The following is a 17,818-nucleotide window of genomic DNA, read 5'->3' as shown; positions in this document are numbered from 1 at the left end:
GGAAAAACCCGTCCTCGGGTTAGCCCCAGCAAGCTGTCAATTGGACGACACCGCTTGCAGCGACTCCGCCGCGGGTCGACATTAGTAACCCCCGTGACAGACCTCAATGGGTGAGGCTTGTGGCGGTGACAGAATGATTCAGAGAACCGCTGCGCCGCGTGCCGGGCGCTGTTCTGACCCGGGGCAGCGGTTTGGGATTTCAACCATTCAGACGACCAACTTCCAGGAGCCACCATGTTAGGTCTCATGCAAAGCCAGCCCCTTTTGATTTCTTCCCTGCTGGAGTTTGCCGAACGCCACCACAGCGACGGTGAAATCGTGTCGCGCCGTGTCGAGGGCGACATCCACCGCTACACCTATCGCCAACTGGCCTCGCGCTCGCGCCAGGTGGCCCGCGCCATCGAAGCTTTGGGCCTTCAGTTCAGCGACCGTGTGGCCACCCTGGCCTGGAACGGTTACCGCCACCTGGAGCTTTACTTCGGCGTCAGCGGCTCGGGCCGCGTGCTGCACACCGTCAACCCGCGCCTGCACCCCGACCAGATCGCGTGGATCATGAACCACGCCGAGGACCAGGTGTTGTGCTTTGACACCACCTTCTTGCCCCTGGTGCAGGCCGTGCATGCGCGCTGCCCGACGGTCAAGCGTTGGATCGCCCTGTGCGACGCCGACAAGCTGCCTGCCGACACCGGCATCCCCGGCCTGATCAGCTACGAAGCCTGGATCGCCGAGCAAAGCAGCGATTACGCCTGGCCGGAGTTTGACGAGAACTCAGCCTCGAGCATGTGCTACACCAGCGGCACCACCGGCAACCCCAAGGCGGCGCTGTACAGCCACCGCTCCAGCGTGCTGCACGCCTACGCGGCAGCGCTGCCAGATGTCATGAACCTGTCGGCCCGCGACGCCGTGCTGCCGGTGGTGCCCATGTTCCACGTCAACGCCTGGGGCTTGCCCTATTCGGCGCCGTTGACCGGTTGCAAGCTGGTGTTCCCCGGCCCGGCACTGGACGGCAAGTCGGTCTATGAACTGATCGAAGCCGAAGGCGTGACCTTCGCCGCCGGCGTGCCCACGGTGTGGCAGATGCTGCTGGGCCACATGAAGCCGGGCGGCCTCAAGTTCACTCACCTCAACCGGACCGTGATCGGCGGCTCAGCCTGCCCGCCGGCCATGATCACCGCCTTCCAAGACGACTACGGCGTCGAGGTGCTGCACGCCTGGGGCATGACCGAGATGTCGCCCCTGGGCACGCTGTGCACGCTCAAGAACAAGCACCTGGGCCTGTCGAAGGACGAGCAGATGAAGATCCGCATGAAGCAGGGTCGGGCCATTTACGGTGTGGACATGAAGATCATCGATGGCGATGGCGAAGAGCTGCCCTGGGATGGCAAGACCTACGGCGACCTGCTGGTCAAAGGCCCCTGGATCGTGGCCAATTACTACAAGGGTGAGGGCAGCCCGCTGGTGGCCGACAAGCAGGGCCGGGGCTGGTTCCCCACGGGCGACGTGGCCACCATCGACGCGGACGGTTTCATGCAGATCACCGACCGCAGCAAGGACGTGATCAAGTCCGGTGGTGAATGGATCAGCTCCATCGACATCGAGAACATCGCCATGGGCCACCCTGCCATTGCCATGGCCGCGTGCATTGGCATGCGCCATCCCAAGTGGGATGAGCGTCCGGTGATCGCCGTGGTCAAGAAGCCAGGCGCCGAAGTCAGCCGCGAAGAACTGCTGACCTTTTACGAGGGCAAGACCGCGAAATGGCAGATCCCCGACGACGTGATTTTTGTCGAATCCATCCCCTTGGGAGCGACCGGCAAGATGCTCAAAACACGGCTCCGTGAACAACTCACGGGCTACCAATTGCCTGGTATCTGAGGCCATTGGGCAGGCGGCTGCTGGCAGTCCAGTCGCCTGCGTGATAGGCGCTAGGGGCATTCCCTGAGCGTTGCACTGCACAAAAGACTTACGCTGAAAACACTCGAAACACAACGGAGACAAAGCATGAAGTTCGTGATGAAGACAGTCGTGGCATCGACCCTCTTGGCCCTGGCCAGTGGCGCCATGGCGCAGAAGGGTGAGACGGTCAAGATCGCTTGGCTGGACCCGCTGTCGGGCCTGATGGCCGCCGTGGGCACCAACCAACTCAAGTCCTTTCAGTTTCTGGCCGAGGAGTTCAATAAAAAGAACGCCGCCGGTGTGAAATTCGAGATCATTGGCATCGACAACAAGCTCAGCCCGCAAGAGACCACCAGTGCCCTGCGCTCGGCCATTGACCAAGGCGCACGCTACGTGACCCAGGGCAACGGCTCGGGCCCGGCGCTGGCCATCATCGATGCGCTGGAAAAGCACAACGCCCGCAACCCGGGCAAGGAAGTGGTGTACCTGAACTACGCCGCCGTCGACCCCGACCTGACCAACAGCAAGTGCAGCTACTGGCAGTTCCGTTTCGACGCTGACACCTCCATGAAGATGGAAGCCCTGACCACCTGGATGAAGGACGTCCCCGACATCAAGAAGGTCTACCTGATCAACCAGAACTACTCGCACGGTCAACAAGTCTCCAAGTTCGCCAAGGCCAACCTGGCCCGCAAGCGCCCGGACATCCAGATCGTCGGCGACGACCTGCACCCCTTGGCGCAAGTGCGCGACTTCTCCCCCTACATCGCCAAGATCAAGCAGTCTGGCGCCGACACGGTGGTGACTGGCAACTGGGGCTCGGATCTGGCCTTGCTGATCAAGGCCGCCAACGACGCCGGCCTGAACGACGTCAAATTCCTCACCTACTACGCCGTGACCTCGGGCACCCCAACCGCCATGGGCGCAGCCTCGGCAGGCAAGGTCTATCAGGTCAGCTACGGCCACTACAACATGGGTGGCGAAATCCAAAAACTGGCCGACCAGTTCAAGGCCAAGTTCAACGACGACCTCTACACCACCGACATCTACACGGTGTTCACCGCGCTGACCGAGGCCTTTGTGCGCTCCAAGAGCACCGACCCGGTCAAGGTCGCGGCCACCCTGGAAGGCATGAAGTTCAAGAGCTTCAACGGTGAAGTCGAACTGCGCAAGACCGACCACCAACTGCAGCAAGGTCTGTTCATCACCAAGTGGGAAAAGGCCGGCGGCAAGTACCCTTACTCGCCGGAGAACACGGGCTACACCCTGACGCCGCAAAAGTTCTACGAAGCCTATGTGGCCAGCACGCCCACTTCGTGTGAAATGAAGCGTCCGTAAGGTCCCGGCTGCGCACGTGAGGCCCGACGCCGCTCGGGCCTTTTTTTTCACCTGATGACCAAAGACTTTCAATGAATCTTGAGTTTTTCACCATCTCGATGCTCAACGGCGTCAGCTACGGGCTGCTGCTGTTCATGCTGAGCTCTGGGCTGACGCTCATTTTCAGCATGATGGGCGTTCTTAATTTTGCGCACACCAGCTTCTACATGTTGGGGGCGTACTTCGCCTTCACCATCTCCAAGGCCATCGGCTTTTGGCCGGCGCTGTTCGTGGCGCCCCTGGCCGTGGGGGCCCTGGGCTCACTGTTCGAGCGCTACAGCCTGCGCCGCGTGCACAAGTTCGGCCATGTGCCTGAGCTGCTGGTGACCTTCGGCCTGTCCTACCTGATCCTGGAGGTGGTGCAATTGGTCTGGGGCCGCTCCACCGTGCCTTATGGCCTGCCCGAGCAGCTGCAAGGGCCGCTGTTCTCGCTGTATGGCACCCAGTTCCCCAAGTCGCGCTCCTTCATCATGCTGGTGGCCTTGTTGATGCTGCTGTCGGTCTGGCTGCTGCTGACCCGCACCCGCATTGGCCTGGTGATCCAGGCCGCGCTGACGCACCCGGAAATGGCCGAGGCGCTGGGCCACAACGTGCCCCGCGTGTTCATGCTGGTGTTTGGCGGCGGTGCGGCCTTGGCGGGCCTGGCCGGCGTGATTGGCGGCAACACCTATGTCACCGAGCCGGCCATGGCGGGCTCGGTGGGCTCCATCATCTTTGTCGTGGTGGTGGTGGGTGGCATGGGTTCGCTGGCGGGGGCCTTCCTGGCCTCCTTGCTGATCGGTGTGCTGCAGACTTTTGCCGTGGCACTGGACTACTCCCTGGGCAGCCTGGTGCAGCTCTTCGGCGTGGCGGTCACGGAGCAGACCTTTGGCTACGCGCTGCTCAAGCTCACCATCTCTCAGGTCGCGCCCATCCTGCCGTACCTGTTGCTGGTGCTGATCCTCATCTTCCGGCCCAAGGGTCTTCTCGGCAAGCGGGAGGACTGACCCATGAACGCAAGTCACTACAGTTTCAAGCCCCTGAACCTGGGGCGCATCGTGGTCTGGACCTTGTTTGCGCTGGTGCTGGCCGTGGCCCCGCTGCTCTTCAAGAGCAGCCTGGCCCTGACCATGCTGTCCCAGATCGGCTACCTGATCATCATCTGCCTGAGCTACAACATGCTCCTGGGCCAGGGCGGCATGCTGAGCTTTGGTCACGCCGTGTACGTGGGCCTGGGCTCCTTCCTGGCCATCCACACCATGAACCTGGCGGGGCAGGGCGGCCCCGTGGTGCCGGTGGTGCTGATTCCCATCGTGGGCGGTCTGGCGGGCATGGCTTTTGCCGTGCTGCTGGGCTTTGTCACCACCAAGAAGTCAGGCACCACCTTTGCCATGATCACGCTGGGCATTGGTGAGCTGGTGGCCTCCATGGCGCTGATGCTGCCCGAGTTCTTCGGCGGCGAAGGTGGCATCACCACCAACCGCGTCTATGGCACGCCCTTCCTGGGCATGAACTTCGGCTCGCAAACCCAGGTGTACTACCTGATCGCGGTCTACTGTTTTGTCTGCACGGCGGCCATGTTTGCCTTCACCGGCACGCCCTTGGGCCGCATCCTGAACGCGGTGCGTGACAACCCGGAACGGGTCGAGTTCATTGGCTACAACACCCAGCGCGTGCGCTATTTCGCCTTCATCATCGCGGGCTTTTTTGCCGGCGTGGGCGGCGGTCTGGCCACCATCAACTTCGAGATCGTGACGGCGGCCGACAGCGTGAGCGCTGTGCGCTCGGGCGGTTACCTGCTGTTCACCTTCCTGGGCGGCGCCACCTTCTTCTTCGGCCCCATCATCGGTGCCGTCTTGCTGGTGTTCGCCTCGGTGCTGCTGTCTGAACTCAGCAAGGCCTGGCTGCTGTACCTGGGCCTGGTGTTCCTGTTCATGGTGATGTACGCCCCCGGCGGCGTGGCCAGCCTGATCATGATGAACATGCGTGTGGCCAAGTACGGCAAGCTCAAGCGACTCGGCCTCAGCTACCTGGGCCTGGCCCTCAGCGCCCTGGTGGTGTTGTTGGGGGCTGCGTCCATGATCGAGATGCTCTACCACCTGCAACTCAATGCGGCCCTGGGCCCGCAACTGCAGTTCCTGGGCACCCAGCTCAATGCCGAGAGCACTGGCAGCTGGGTGGGCTCGATCGCGGTGCTGCTGGTGGGCCTGGGCTTGTTTGAGACGGTGCGACGCCGCTTCAGCCGCCTGTGGCACACCATCCAGGAAGAGATCGAACACGAAATCAAGCGCACGGAGGCCCACTGAGCCATGACCGCAACTTCTGAATTCGCGCTGGAGCTCAAAGACCTGCGCAAGAGTTTTGGCCGCTCGGAGATCATCCGGGGCGCCAACCTGCAAGTGGCCCACGGCGAGCGTGTGGCCATCATCGGCCCCAACGGGGCAGGCAAGTCCACGCTGTTCAATTTGATCAGCGGCCGCTTCGCCCCCACCAGTGGGGACGTGGTGCTCAACGGCCAGCGCATCAATGGCTTGCCGCCCTACGAGATCAACCGGCGGGGCCTGTCGCGCAGCTTCCAGATCACGAACATCTTTCCCAAGCTGAGCGTGTTCGAGAACCTGCGCTGTGGCGTGCTGTGGAGCCTGGGCTACAAGTACACCTTCCTGCGCTTTTTGTCCGGCCTGCACGACGCCAATGCGCGCGCTGAAGAGCTGATGCGCATGATCCACCTGGACAAAAAGCGGGACGTGCTCGCCACCAACCTGACCTACGCGGAGCAGCGTGCGCTGGAGATCGGCATCACCATCGCTGGCGGGGCCAACGTGATCTTGCTGGACGAGCCCACCGCCGGCATGAGCCGCAGCGAGACCAAGCGCTTCATCAGCCTGATCCGTGAAGTCACCGTGGGCAAGACCCTGCTCACGGTGGAGCACGACATGGGCGTGGTGTTCGGCCTGGCCGACAAGATTGCCGTGGTGGTGTATGGCGAGGTGATCGCTTTTGACACCCCTGAGGCGGTGCGCGCCAATCAGCGCGTGCAGGAAGCCTATCTGGGCTCCGTGGTGGCCGATAACCAGGCCGGAGGACATTGACGATGTTGAAGGTAGAGAACCTGCACGGCTACTACGGCAAGAGCCATGTACTGCATGGCGTGAACTTTGAAGTCCAGCCCGGCGAGATCGTGGCCTTGCTGGGGCGCAACGGCTCGGGCCGTTCCACCACGGCCAAGGCCATCATGGGCTTGGTGACCTGGGAGGGGGGCATCACCTGGAAGGGCCAGCCCCTGACCGGTCGCAAGGCCTATGAAATCGCCCACCTGGGCATTGGCTACGTGCCCGAGAACCGTGACATCTTCCCCAAGCTGACCGTGCACCAGAACCTGCTGCTGGGTCGCAAGGGCAATGGGCAGGGCTCGCGCTGGTCGTTTGACGACATGTACGAGATGTTCCCCCGCTTGCGCGAACGTCAGCACACCGAAGCCGGCGTGCTGTCTGGCGGTGAGCAGCAGATGCTGACTCTGTGCCGAACCTTGATGGGAGACCCCGACCTGATCATCATCGATGAGCCCACCGAAGGCCTGGCGCCCAAGATCGTTGAACTGGTGGGGGAGTACCTGCAAAAGCTCAAGGCCCGGGGCATCTCCGTGCTGCTGATCGAGCAGAAGCTGACCATCGCCATGGCGATTTCTGACCGCGCCCTGGTCATGGGCCACGGCAGCATCGTGTTTGAAGGCACGCCCGACAGCCTGCGCGCGGACAGCGACACGCGCAAGGAATGGCTGGAAGTCTGACGGCCCGGGGCGGTGCCGCGGGCGCCGCTCCCGCGCCCGCTGGCGCGTAGGTGTTTTCCCTTGTTGGCGCCCTAAAACGCTGATTTTGTCTCTGTCGGGACAGATTTGCGTTGCGGTGCAACAAGCTTTTCCTAAAATCAAAAACGCACGATCGTTCGTTTTCACCCATTGAGGACCACCCGCATGACGGCAGAATACAAAGTCCATGGCGATATCGCCGTGATCACCCTGAACAACCCCCCGGTCAACGGCCTGGGTCTGGCCACACGCCAGGGCATCGTCGCCGGCCTGGAGCAGGCCAACGCCGACGCGGCCGTCAAGGCCATCGTGCTGACCGGCGCTGGCAAAGCCTTCTCGGGCGGTGCCGACATCAAGGAGTTCGGCAGCCCCAAGGCCTTGCAAGAACCCAATTTGCTGAGCGTCATCACGGCGGTCGAAAACTCGGCCAAGCCCGTGGTCGCCGCGCTGCACAGCGTGGCCATGGGCGGTGGCCTGGAATTGGCCTTGGGCGCGCACTACCGCATCGCGGCGCCCGGCACCCAAATCGCCTTGCCTGAAGTCAAGCTGGGCCTGATCCCCGGCGCCGGCGGCACCCAGCGCCTGCCGCGCGTGCTGGGCGTGGAAACCGCACTCAACATGATCGTCAGCGGCGAACCCGTGAAGAGCGAACTGCTGGCCTCGCTGCCGGGCCAAAAGCTGTTCGACAAGCTGGCTGCTTCGCCCGAGTCGCTGGCCGAAGAGGCCTTTGCGCTGGCCCATGAAGCTGCAGCCAAGCACGCGGACGGCAGCGCCTTCCCGCTGGTGCGCAACCTGCCTTGCAAACACCCCCTGGGCGACGCCTACTTCCAGTTCGCTCGCAACATGGTCAAGGGCATGGCCAAGAACTACCCGGCCCCCGCCAAGTGCGTGGACGCGGTGGAAGCCGCCACGCAAAAGAAGTTTGCCGACGGCATGACCTTCGAGCGTGACATCTTCATCAACCTGATGTGGACGCCCGAGTGCCGCGCCCTGCGCCACCTGTTCGTGGCGGAGCGCGCCGCCTCCAAGATCCCGGACGTGGCCGACGACACCCCCAAGCGCGACATCAAGCTGGTCGGCGTGATCGGTGCGGGCACCATGGGTGGCGGCATCACCATGAACTTCCTGAACGCTGGCATCCCCGTCAAGATGCTCGAAATGAAGCAGGAAGCGCTGGACCGGGGCATCGCCACCATCCGCAAGAACTACGAAGCTCAGGTCAAGAAGGGCAAGCTCAAGCAAGACAAGTACGAGCAGCGCATGAGCCTGCTGAGCACCACGCTGAGCTACGACGACCTGAAAGACGCCGACCTGATCATCGAAGCCGTGTTTGAAGAACTCGGCGTCAAAGAAGCGGTGTTCAAGCAGCTCGACGCCGTGGCCAAGCCCGGCGCCATCCTGGCATCGAACACCTCCACACTGGACGTGGACAAGATCGCCAACTTCACCCAGCGTCCGCAAGACGTGGTGGGCATGCACTTCTTCAGCCCGGCCAACGTCATGAAGCTGCTCGAAGTGGTGCGTGGCCAAGCCACTGCCAAGGACGTGCTGGCCACCGTGATGGCGATCGCCAAGAAGATCAAAAAGACCGCCGTGGTGTCGGGCGTGTGCGATGGCTTCATCGGCAACCGCATGATTGAACAGTACAGCCGCCAAGCGGGCTTCCTGCTCGAAGAGGGCGCCACCCCGGCCCAGGTCGACAAGGCCGTCGAAAAATTTGGCTTTGCCATGGGCCCCTTCCGCATGGGTGACCTGGCCGGCAACGACATCGGCTGGGCCATCCGCAAGCGCCGCTACACCGAGAAGCCCGACCTCAAGTACAGCAAGACCGCTGACCTGCTGTGCGAGCTGGGCCGTTACGGCCAAAAAACCGGCGCCGGCTGGTACGACTACGTGCCCGGCAAGCGCGACGCCATCCCCAGCCCGCTGGTGGTCGAGATGGTCGAGAAGCACCGCAAGGACCTGGGTATCACGCCGCGCAAGATCTCTGACGAAGAAATCGTGCAGCGCCTGGTGTTCTCGCTGGTCAACGAAGCCGCCCACATCCTGGAAGAAGGCATTGCCAGCAAGGCGAGCGACATCGACATGGTCTACCTGACGGGCTACGGCTTTCCGATCTACCGCGGTGGCCCCATGCACTACGCCGACCAACTGGGCCTGTTCAATGTGGCCGAAGCCATGAAGCGCTTTGCCCAGAACCCGCTGGACGACGCCAAGTTCTGGCAGCCTGCGCCCCTGTTGGCCCGCCTGGTGGCTGAAGGCAAGACCTTCAACTGAAGCCCAGCCTCGGCACGCGACACACGATGAGCCTCAAGCGAATCTCCCTGGCCGTGCTGGCGCTCTGCGCCGGTTTGGGCGCTGTGGTGGTGGGCAACACCTTGCTCAAACCATCGCGGCAGCTGCAGGTGGAGCCCATCCAGGCCCCCCCTGTGGACGCGACTGCCGTTGCCGGGCGCCTGTCCGGTGCGGTGAAGTTCCAGACCATCTCGTCGGACAAGGACCCGCAATTCAACGCGGCCGAGTTCGACCAGTTGCAGGCCTATTTGGCGCAGCAGTTTCCCCGCGTGCACCGCCAGCTCAAGCTGGAGCGCTTTGGCGCCCACAGCCTGATGTTTGTCTGGCCAGGCACCGACGCCAAGGCCTTGCCCCTGGCCTTGATGGCGCACCAGGACGTGGTGCCCATCGCCCCCGGCACCGAAGCCAAATGGGCCGTGCCCCCGTTCGAGGGTCGCATCCAGGATGGCTTCATCTGGGGTCGGGGGGCTTGGGACGACAAGGGCAACCTGTTGGCCCAGCTCGAGGCGGTCGAGGCCTTGTTGGCCAGCGGCTTCCAACCCCGTCAGACGGTCTACTTGCTGTCGGGCGGTGACGAGGAGGTGGGTGGCCGAGGCGCGCAGGAGATGGCTCGGGTGCTCAAGCAGCGTGGGGTCGAATTCGAGTTCATGCTCGATGAGGGCCTGATGGTCACCGAGGGGGTCATGCCCGGGCTGGACCAACCCGCTGCGATGATCGGAGTCGCCGAAAAAGGCATTGGCACCTGGCAGCTCAGCGTGGAGACGGCCCCAGGGCACTCGTCCATGCCGCCGCAGCACAGCGCCATTGGCATGATCAGCACCGCCTTGTCGCGCCTGGAATCCAACCAATTCCCGGCCGCCATCGAGGGCGTGGTGAAAGAGCTGTTCGACACCCTGGCCCCGGAAATGAAAGGGGCCAACCGCCTGCTGCTGTCCAACCTGTGGCTGTTTGGTCCCTTGGTGCGTCAGCAGTTGGAAAAAGCGCCCAGCTCCAACGCCATGCTGCGCACCACCACGGCGCTGACCATCGTCAACGCAGGCAACAAGGTCAATGTGCTGCCCGGCCACGCCGAGGCCCATGTGAACTTCCGCATCCTGCCCGGCGACAGCCTGGACAGCGTGGACACGCACATCAAGAAGGTGGTGGCCAATGAGGCCGTCAAGGTGCAGCGCCCCAGCGATGGCTCCGAGCCCTCGGCCGTGTCGCCCACCTCGGCCCGTGGCTACCAGCTGATCAACCGCACGGTGCGCGAGATCTTCCCGACCGCTGTCGTGGCCCCAGGTCTGATGGTGGCGGGCACCGACTCGCGCTACTTCGGCGACTTGAGCCGCAACATCTACAAGTTCTCCCCGGTGCGCGCGCGCCCCGAAGACTTGCCGCGCTTCCATGGCACCAACGAGCGCATCTCGGTGGCCAACTACGTGGAAGCGATCCAGTTCTACCAGCAGCTGCTGCGCAACGCCGCCAAGGCGTCCTGAGCACAGCGTGTTCCCCTTTTACCGACTGAAAGGCGATTTGCCATGACCAAGGCCGTTATTGTTTCCACCGCTCGTACCCCGCTCGCCAAGAGCTGGAAGGGTTCGTTCAACATGACCCATGGCGCCACGCTGGGCGGTCACGCCGTCAAGCACGCCATTGCGCGCGCCGGCATCGACGCCGCCCACATCGAAGACGTGATCATGGGCTGTGCCAACCCCGAAGGCGCCACCGGCGCCAACATCGCGCGCCAGATCGCCTTGGCCGCCGGTTGCCCGATCAATGTGTCGGGTGTCACGGTCAACCGCTTCTGCTCGTCGGGCTTGCAAACCATTGCGCTGGCGGCGCAGCGCATCATCGCCAACGAAGGCGATGTGTACGTGGCCGGTGGGGTGGAAAGCATTTCCTGCGTGCAGCAAGAGATGAACCAGCACATGCTGTCGGACCCCAACCTGCTCAAGGCCAAACCTGAAATCTACTGGTCCATGCTGCAAACCGCCGAGCAAGTGGCCAAGCGCTACAACATCGGCCGCGACGTCATGGACGAGTACGGCGCCGCCAGCCAGCAAAAAGCCTGCGCCGCCCAGGCTGCTGGCCTGTTTGACGCGGAAATCGCCCCCATCACCGTGACCGCCGGCGTGGCCGACCCCGTCATGGGCCTGCGCACCAAGGAAGTCACCGTGAGCCGCGATGAAGGCACGCGCGAAGGCACCACCAAGGAAGGCATCAGCGGCATCAAGCCCGCGTTGCCGGGCGGCGTCATCTCGGCTGGCAACGCCAGCCAGTTCTCTGACGGCGCCGGCGCCTGCGTGGTGGTCAGCGAAGAGTACGCGGCCCGCCACGGCCTGAAGCCGCTGGGCCGTTTCCTGGGCTTTGCCGTGGCCGGTTGCGAGCCTGACGAAATGGGCATTGGCCCGGTGTTTGCTGTGCCCAAGGTGCTGGACCGCCTGGGCCTGAAGGTCAGCGACATCGACCTGTGGGAGCTGAACGAAGCCTTCGCCGTGCAAGTGCTGTACTGCCGCGACAAGCTGGGCATCCCGGCCGACCGCCTGAACGTCAACGGCGGCGCCATCGCCCTGGGTCACCCCTATGGCGTCAGCGGCCAGCGCCTGACCGGCCACGCCCTGATCGAAGGCAAGCGCCGTGGCGCCAAGCGCGTGGCCGTGACCATGTGCATTGGCGGCGGCATGGGCGCTGCCGGCATCTTCGAAGTCCTGTAAGACAGCACTGAAACTGCGGCCGGCCCGGCCCATAATCGACCGGACTTTTTCCGGAAGAACATGACATGACTGGCCGCCGTTTTGTGCTGTACGTTGCCCACGGCGCCGACTGCTTTGTGCAGGAGGCGGCGTATTCCATCCTCTCGCTGTGGCGCCAAACCGAGGCGCCGCTGTGCGAGGTGGTGGTGGTGACGGACCGGCCCGAGCTGTTTCGCCAACTGCTGGACGACCGGCCCAGCCTGCACTTGCTGAGCCTGTCGCCCACGCAGCGCGACATCTGGCGCGGCGCGCAGGGCTACATCCACCGCATCAAGCCCCTGGCCATCCAGTGGGCGGCGCAGCAAATGCAGGCCCAGCCCGACGACGCGTTTTTGTACGTGGACTCCGACACCGTCTTCAGCCACTCGCCAGCCAAGGTGTGGGCGCAGATCGAAGCCGGTGACGTGGTGCTCAACGAGCGTGAAGGCAGCCTGGGCGAGTTGCGTCGCAACACCCGCTCGCACCGGCGCCTGTTCGAGGCCTGCCAGGCGCACCGCTTCCAGGTGCGCGGACGCGAGATGCAGGTGCCGCTGAGCACGGGGCTGTGGAATTCTGGCGTGCTGGGCTTCCAGGGCCGCTGGCTGCCGGTCTTTGACGAGACCGCCCAGCTCATCGACCAGATGCTGCCTGTGGTGCAGGTGCACACTGTCGAGCAAGTGGCCTTGTCCGTGGTCCTGCAAGACCGTGGCCTGCGGCTGCACGAGTGCCTGACCGACGTCTTTCACTACCATGTCTTCAAGGAATTTCGCGATGACCTGGCCCTGTTCTTTGCCCGCTACGGCGCGCTGCCGCTGGCCGAGCGCCTGCAGCACTGGCCCGAAATCGACCCGGTGCGCCGCATCCAGCCCAAGCTGGCCTTCAATGCCTTGCCCAAATGGCGGCGCCAGTGGCGCAAGCTCTGGGGCCAGCGCTGGCAGCCCGTGCCTTACCCCTGGGCTTGAGCGGGTGGGGCAGGGGGCCTGGCACTGTCGCGCAGGCAACCGCTGGGGCCGTGCCAACACGGCAAGCTACGGTTGTGCGCCCTGGCTTGGCCGGTCTTGACGGACCGCCCGCTGTTCAACCCCCTCACTGAGCCCCCGACATGAGCCTCCGTTCCAGCATCGACTTCCTTCTGTACCAATGGCTGAACGCTCCCTCGCTGAGCGAGCGCGAACGCTTCAGCGACCACAGCCGAGACACCTTTGACGCGGTGCTCGACACCTGCGAGCGCATCGCTCGCGAGAAATACGCCCCCTTCAACCGCCTGGTCGACACCCAGGAGCCGCACTTCGACGGCGACAAGGTGACCTTGCCCCAGGCCACGCACGACGCGCAAAAAGCCTATGCCGAGTCCGGCATGCTGAGCGCCGCGCAGGACTACGACTGGGGTGGCATGCAACTGCCCTACACGGTCGAAGCCGCCGCCAACGCCTTTTTTGCCTGCGCTTCGGTCAGCATCGGCTCGGGCATGTTGACCACGGGCAACGCCAACCTGCTGATGGCCCACGGCACCGAGGCCCAAAAGAATGTGTTTGCCCGCAACGAGTTTGCCGGCCGCTGGACAGGCACCATGTGCTTGTCTGAACCGCAAGCGGGCTCCAGCCTGAGCGACGTGGCCACCCGTGCCGTGCCCGATGGCGAAGGCCATGAGGCTGACCCGCTGGGCCCGCGCTACCGCCTCAAGGGCAACAAGATGTGGATCTCGGCTGGCGAGCACGAGCTGACCGAGAACATCATCCACCTGGTGTTGGCCAAGATCCCCGGCCCCGACGGCAAGCCCGTGCCCGGCGTGCGCGGCATCTCCTTGTTCATCGTGCCCAAGAAGCTGGTCACCAGCGAAGGCGCGCTGACCGGCGAACGCAATGACGTGGTGTTGGCAGGCCTGAACCACAAGCTGGGCTGGCGTGGCACCACCAACACCCTGCTCAATTTTGGCGAAGGCAAGTTCCAGCCCGGCGGCCAAAGCGGGGCCATTGGCTACCTGGTGGGCCGCCCGGGCGAGGGCTTGAAGTGCATGTTCCACATGATGAACGAGGCCCGCATTGGCGTCGGCATGGCGGCCACCATGCTGGGCATGGCGGGCTTCCTGGCGTCGCTGGACTACGCCCGCAACCGCCCGCAGGGCCGGCCCATGGGTGTGGGGGGCAAGGACGCCGCCCAGCCGCAGATCCGCATCATTGAGCACGCCGACGTCAAACGCATGCTGCTGGCCCAGAAGTCCTACTGCGAAGGGGCCCTGGCGCTGGAGCTGTTCTGCGCCCGCTTGGTGGACGAGCAGCACACGGGCGACGCGGCCAGCGCCGACGAAGCCCGCCTGCTGCTGGAGGTGCTGACGCCCATTGCCAAGAGCTGGCCCAGCGAATGGTGCCTGGAGGCCAACTCCCTGGCCATCCAGATCCATGGCGGCTACGGCTACACACGCGACTTCCCGGTGGAGCAGTACTGGCGCGACAACCGCCTCAACATGATCCATGAAGGCACGCACGGCATCCAGGCCATGGACTTGCTGGCCCGCAAGGTGCTGATGGAAAACGGCCGCGGCCTGCAGCTGCTGGCGGGTCGCATCAACCAGACCATCGAGCGCGCCATCCAGCAGCCCGAGCTGGCTGCCCACGCCAACGCGCTGGGCGCTGCGCTGCAACAGGTCGGCTCGGCCACCAAAGCGGCCTGGGCCACCGGCGTGCCCACCGACGCGCTGGCCAATGCCGTGCCCTACATGCAGGCCTTTGGCCACACCGTGCTGGCCTGGATCTGGCTGGACGTGGCCCTGGCCGTGCGCGCCTCGGGCAGCAGCGATGCCGCCACCCAAGGCCGCCTGGCAGCGACGCGTTTCTTCTTCCACTACGAACTGCCCAAGATCGGCGCCTGGTTGCGCGTGGTCGAGACCCGCGACCAGACCTGCGCCGAGCTGCCTGAGGACGCGTTCTGAACCACCGACCACCCGCACGCACCATGTCCAAGCCCATGCCCACCAGCCGCGCCTTGCAGCGCTTGCAAACCCTGATCTGGGTCTTGATCTACGGCGGCCTGCTGAGCCTGGTGCTCGGGCTGGCCATGGAGCGGGGCGGGCAGGGCCTGGGCGACTCGCTGCGCTTGTGGGGCGCTGTGATCGCCGTGTTGGGCGTGCTGCTCATCCCCGTGCGGGCCTGGCTGGAGCCCCGCGACTGAGTCACCAGGGGCTGCGCCATGCCCCGTGTCGCGCCCGGTGAGGCCTATCGCCGCCGGGACAGGACCCCGGGCCTGAATTCACCAAAATCGTTTTCCATTGCCTTCCATCCAAAAAACAGGAGACCTCGTCATGACCCGTTCCATCCAGCAACTGTTTGACCTCAAGGGCAAGACCGCGCTCGTCACCGGCGGTTCGCGCGGCCTGGGCCTGCAACTGGCCCATTCCTTGGGCGAGGCCGGTGCGCGCATCGTGCTGAGTTCGCGCAAGGCCTCCGACCTCGAAGAAGCCGCTGCTGAACTCCAGGCCGCCGGCATTGACGCCAGCTGGATCGCCGCAGACTGCGCGCGTGAAGACGACATCCGCCGCCTGGCTGACGAATCCATTGGCCGCCTGGGCCACATCGACATCCTGGTCAACAATGCCGGCGCCGCCTGGGGTGCGCCGGCTGAAGACCACCCCGTGGACGCGTGGGACAAGGTGCAAAACCTCAACGTGCGTGGCTACTTCATCTTGAGCCAGCATGTGGCCAAGCACAGCATGATTGAGCGCAAAAAGGGCAGCATCATCAACCTGGCCTCCATCGCGGGCCTGGGCGGCAACCCCGCCGGCATGAACACCATCGCCTACAACACCTCCAAGGGCGCGGTGATCAATTTCACGCGCGCGCTGGCCGCCGAATGGGGCAAGTACAACATCCGCGTCAACGCCATCTGCCCGGGCTTTTTCCCGAGCCGGATGACCGTGGGCACGCTCAAGGCCATGGGCGAAGACAAGCTCGCCGCCCACGCCCCGCTCGGCCGCCTGGGCGATGACGAAGACCTGAAGGGCCTGTGCCTGCTCTACGCCTCGGACGCGGGCAAGCACATCACCGGCCAGTGGCTGGCGGTCGACGGCGGCACCAGCATCATCACCGGGGGCTGATGGGTGCGCTGCCCGACAGCGCCACGCCTCTGAAATCCGTCAGACTGGCGCTTTAGATTCAACTGTGGACTGATTTGCATGAGCTTTGGTGTCGAAATTCCTTTTGTGACCCTGCTGGGGTTTGATCTGACCGTGTTTGAAGGCGGTCGGTCCGAGATCGTCTACGCGCCCCGGCCCGAGCACATGAACTCGTTCCAGGTCGCGCATGGCGGCTCCATCATGACCTTGCTGGACGTCACCATGGCCACGGCCGCACGCAGCGTGTCGCCCGAGTTGGGCGTGGTCACGATCGAAATGAAGACCAGCTTCATGCGCCCCGGCACCGGCCGCTTGACCGGCCAGGGCCGGCTCATGCACCGCACCCGCAGCCTGGCCTTCACCGAGGCCACGGTTTACAACGAAGCCGGCGAGGCCTGCGCGCACTCGACCGGTACTTTCAAGTACGTCAAGCGCAGCGAAACCCCGGGCCAGGCGCCCGGCGCTGTCTCCACCGACTGAACCCGCCCGGCGCGCGCTGACCGCGCGCCGCATCAACCCCTCTTGCCCCAGGAGCGCCCCATGCCCCAAAACAAACAAATCGTGCTCGACAACCGCCCCCAAGGCGAAGCCACCGTCGGCAACTTCAAGCTGGTGCAAACCGACACCCCGGCCCTGCAAGACGGCCAGGTGCTGGTGCAGCACCACTACCTGAGCCTGGACCCCTACATGCGCGGGCGCATGAACGACGGCAAGAGCTACGCCCAGCCCCAGCCCCTGGGCCAGGTCATGATTGGTGGCACCGTGGGTGAAGTGGTGGAAAGCCGCCACCCGCGCTACGCCGTGGGCGACAAGGTCGTGGGCATGGGCGGCTGGCAGCAGTACAGCGTGGTTGACGCCACCACGCCCGGCACGATGCGCAAGGTGGACACGACCCAGGTGCCGCTGTCGCACTACCTGGGCGCCGTGGGCATGCCCGGCGTGACGGCCTGGTACGGCCTGGTCAAGATCATCAACCCCAAGGCGGGCGAGACCGTGGTGGTCAGCGCGGCCACCGGCGCCGTGGGCAGTGCCTACGCGGCCGTGGCCAAGGCCCGTGGCTGCCGCGTGGTGGGCATTGCCGGCGGCCCGGACAAATGCGCCTATGCCGTCAACGAACTGGGCTTTGACGTGTGCCTGGACTACAAGGTGCACACCGACGTCAAGAGCCTGAGCCAAGCCCTCAAAGAAGCCTGCCCGGACGGCATCGACGGTTATTTCGAGAACGTAGGTGGCTACATCCTCGACGCCGTGCTGCTGCGCACCAACGCCTTTGCCCGCATTGCCGTGTGCGGCATGATCGCCGGCTACGACGGCAAGCCCATGCCACTGAGCAACCCCGCGCTGATCCTGATCAACCGACTCAAGGTGCAGGGTTTCATCGTCGGTGAGCACATGGAAGTCTGGCCCGAGGCCCTGGCAGAACTGGGCGGCCTGGTGGCCAGCGGCAAGCTGCGCCCGCGGGAGAGCGTGGCCCAGGGCTTGGAAGCCGCCCCTGAAGCCTTCCTGGGCCTGCTCAAAGGCAAGAACTTTGGCAAGCAACTGGTCAAGCTGATCTGATCTGAGGGGCTGACCAGCCGGGCAGACGCCCTGGGGCGCTGCTACCGGGCCACAGCCCCTGCACCCGAGCGCTGCGCCGCCCCC

The 17,818-nt window shown here is 64.4% G+C and carries 15 protein-coding genes; all 15 read left to right on the top strand.

Going from position 1 to position 17,818, the window contains the following annotated elements; all coding sequences use genetic code 11:
* The first annotated feature begins 234 nt into the window (after positions 1-234).
* Complete coding sequence (locus PSQ39_RS11365) at positions 235-1,875, top strand: 3-(methylthio)propionyl-CoA ligase (RefSeq protein ID WP_273926879.1); 1,641 nt, start codon at positions 235-237, stop codon at positions 1,873-1,875.
* A 126-nt stretch (positions 1,876-2,001) separates the two neighbouring features.
* On the top strand, positions 2,002-3,234 hold the full coding sequence (locus PSQ39_RS11360; RefSeq protein ID WP_273926878.1) for a branched-chain amino acid ABC transporter substrate-binding protein: 1,233 nt from the start codon (positions 2,002-2,004) through the stop codon (positions 3,232-3,234).
* Positions 3,235-3,305: 71 nt separating this feature from the next.
* Entirely contained in the window at positions 3,306-4,259 is a 954-nt protein-coding gene (locus tag PSQ39_RS11355) for a branched-chain amino acid ABC transporter permease (protein WP_273926877.1), read from the top strand.
* A gap of 3 nt (positions 4,260-4,262) precedes the next feature.
* Positions 4,263-5,558: a branched-chain amino acid ABC transporter permease gene (locus PSQ39_RS11350; RefSeq protein WP_273926876.1), complete on the top strand. Its 1,296-nt coding sequence runs from the start codon at positions 4,263-4,265 to the stop codon at positions 5,556-5,558.
* 3 nt (positions 5,559-5,561) lie between these two features.
* Positions 5,562-6,344, top strand: a complete 783-nt coding sequence (locus PSQ39_RS11345) for an ABC transporter ATP-binding protein (RefSeq protein WP_273926875.1) — start codon at positions 5,562-5,564, stop codon at positions 6,342-6,344.
* A 2-nt stretch (positions 6,345-6,346) separates the two neighbouring features.
* Entirely contained in the window at positions 6,347-7,042 is a 696-nt protein-coding gene (locus tag PSQ39_RS11340) for an ABC transporter ATP-binding protein (RefSeq protein ID WP_273926874.1), read from the top strand.
* Positions 7,043-7,225: 183 nt separating this feature from the next.
* The gene (locus tag PSQ39_RS11335) at positions 7,226-9,337 is read left to right on the top strand and encodes a 3-hydroxyacyl-CoA dehydrogenase NAD-binding domain-containing protein (RefSeq protein WP_273926873.1); all 2,112 of its coding nucleotides are present in this window, start codon (positions 7,226-7,228) and stop codon (positions 9,335-9,337) included.
* Positions 9,338-9,363: 26 nt separating this feature from the next.
* Complete coding sequence (locus tag PSQ39_RS11330; protein WP_273926872.1) at positions 9,364-10,833, top strand: M20 family peptidase; 1,470 nt, start codon at positions 9,364-9,366, stop codon at positions 10,831-10,833.
* 42 nt (positions 10,834-10,875) lie between these two features.
* The gene (locus PSQ39_RS11325) at positions 10,876-12,051 is read left to right on the top strand and encodes an acetyl-CoA C-acyltransferase (protein WP_273926871.1); all 1,176 of its coding nucleotides are present in this window, start codon (positions 10,876-10,878) and stop codon (positions 12,049-12,051) included.
* Positions 12,052-12,116: 65 nt separating this feature from the next.
* Positions 12,117-13,031, top strand: coding sequence for a hypothetical protein (locus tag PSQ39_RS11320; RefSeq protein WP_273926870.1), 915 nt, complete (start codon positions 12,117-12,119; stop codon positions 13,029-13,031).
* Positions 13,032-13,171: 140 nt separating this feature from the next.
* Entirely contained in the window at positions 13,172-14,998 is a 1,827-nt protein-coding gene (locus tag PSQ39_RS11315) for an acyl-CoA dehydrogenase (RefSeq protein WP_273926869.1), read from the top strand.
* A gap of 23 nt (positions 14,999-15,021) precedes the next feature.
* Positions 15,022-15,237 (top strand): hypothetical protein, encoded by a 216-nt coding sequence (locus PSQ39_RS11310; protein ID WP_273926868.1) that lies wholly within the window; start codon positions 15,022-15,024, stop codon positions 15,235-15,237.
* A gap of 130 nt (positions 15,238-15,367) precedes the next feature.
* Positions 15,368-16,159 (top strand): SDR family oxidoreductase, encoded by a 792-nt coding sequence (locus tag PSQ39_RS11305; protein WP_273926867.1) that lies wholly within the window; start codon positions 15,368-15,370, stop codon positions 16,157-16,159.
* A 78-nt stretch (positions 16,160-16,237) separates the two neighbouring features.
* On the top strand, positions 16,238-16,657 hold the full coding sequence (locus tag PSQ39_RS11300; protein ID WP_273926866.1) for a PaaI family thioesterase: 420 nt from the start codon (positions 16,238-16,240) through the stop codon (positions 16,655-16,657).
* A gap of 60 nt (positions 16,658-16,717) precedes the next feature.
* On the top strand, positions 16,718-17,734 hold the full coding sequence (locus PSQ39_RS11295; protein ID WP_273926865.1) for an NADP-dependent oxidoreductase: 1,017 nt from the start codon (positions 16,718-16,720) through the stop codon (positions 17,732-17,734).
* Positions 17,735-17,818 lie beyond the last annotated feature (84 nt).

It is taken from the genome of Curvibacter microcysteis (genome assembly GCF_028649455.1).
Classification (GTDB): domain Bacteria; phylum Pseudomonadota; class Gammaproteobacteria; order Burkholderiales; family Burkholderiaceae_C; genus Curvibacter; species Curvibacter microcysteis.
The sequence above is the reverse complement of the archived record's forward strand: the minus strand, read 5'-3'. Positions and strand labels throughout refer to the sequence as shown.

Bases quoted from the DNA above. Each gene is read 5' to 3' on its own strand.
- PSQ39_RS11345 (WP_273926875.1), top strand. From the start codon at position 5,562: ATGACCGCAACTTCTGAATTCGCGCTGGAGCTCAAAGACCTGCGCAAG.
- PSQ39_RS11360 (WP_273926878.1), top strand. From the start codon at position 2,002: ATGAAGTTCGTGATGAAGACAGTCGTGGCATCGACCCTCTTGGCCCTG.
- PSQ39_RS11300 (WP_273926866.1), top strand. From the start codon at position 16,238: ATGAGCTTTGGTGTCGAAATTCCTTTTGTGACCCTGCTGGGGTTTGAT.
- PSQ39_RS11295 (WP_273926865.1), top strand. From the start codon at position 16,718: ATGCCCCAAAACAAACAAATCGTGCTCGACAACCGCCCCCAAGGCGAA.
- PSQ39_RS11335 (WP_273926873.1), top strand. From the start codon at position 7,226: ATGACGGCAGAATACAAAGTCCATGGCGATATCGCCGTGATCACCCTG.
- PSQ39_RS11355 (WP_273926877.1), top strand. From the start codon at position 3,306: ATGAATCTTGAGTTTTTCACCATCTCGATGCTCAACGGCGTCAGCTAC.
- PSQ39_RS11305 (WP_273926867.1), top strand. From the start codon at position 15,368: ATGACCCGTTCCATCCAGCAACTGTTTGACCTCAAGGGCAAGACCGCG.
- PSQ39_RS11350 (WP_273926876.1), top strand. From the start codon at position 4,263: ATGAACGCAAGTCACTACAGTTTCAAGCCCCTGAACCTGGGGCGCATC.
- PSQ39_RS11325 (WP_273926871.1), top strand. From the start codon at position 10,876: ATGACCAAGGCCGTTATTGTTTCCACCGCTCGTACCCCGCTCGCCAAG.
- PSQ39_RS11320 (WP_273926870.1), top strand. From the start codon at position 12,117: ATGACTGGCCGCCGTTTTGTGCTGTACGTTGCCCACGGCGCCGACTGC.
- PSQ39_RS11315 (WP_273926869.1), top strand. From the start codon at position 13,172: ATGAGCCTCCGTTCCAGCATCGACTTCCTTCTGTACCAATGGCTGAAC.
- PSQ39_RS11340 (WP_273926874.1), top strand. From the start codon at position 6,347: ATGTTGAAGGTAGAGAACCTGCACGGCTACTACGGCAAGAGCCATGTA.
- PSQ39_RS11330 (WP_273926872.1), top strand. From the start codon at position 9,364: ATGAGCCTCAAGCGAATCTCCCTGGCCGTGCTGGCGCTCTGCGCCGGT.
- PSQ39_RS11365 (WP_273926879.1), top strand. From the start codon at position 235: ATGTTAGGTCTCATGCAAAGCCAGCCCCTTTTGATTTCTTCCCTGCTG.
- PSQ39_RS11310 (WP_273926868.1), top strand. From the start codon at position 15,022: ATGTCCAAGCCCATGCCCACCAGCCGCGCCTTGCAGCGCTTGCAAACC.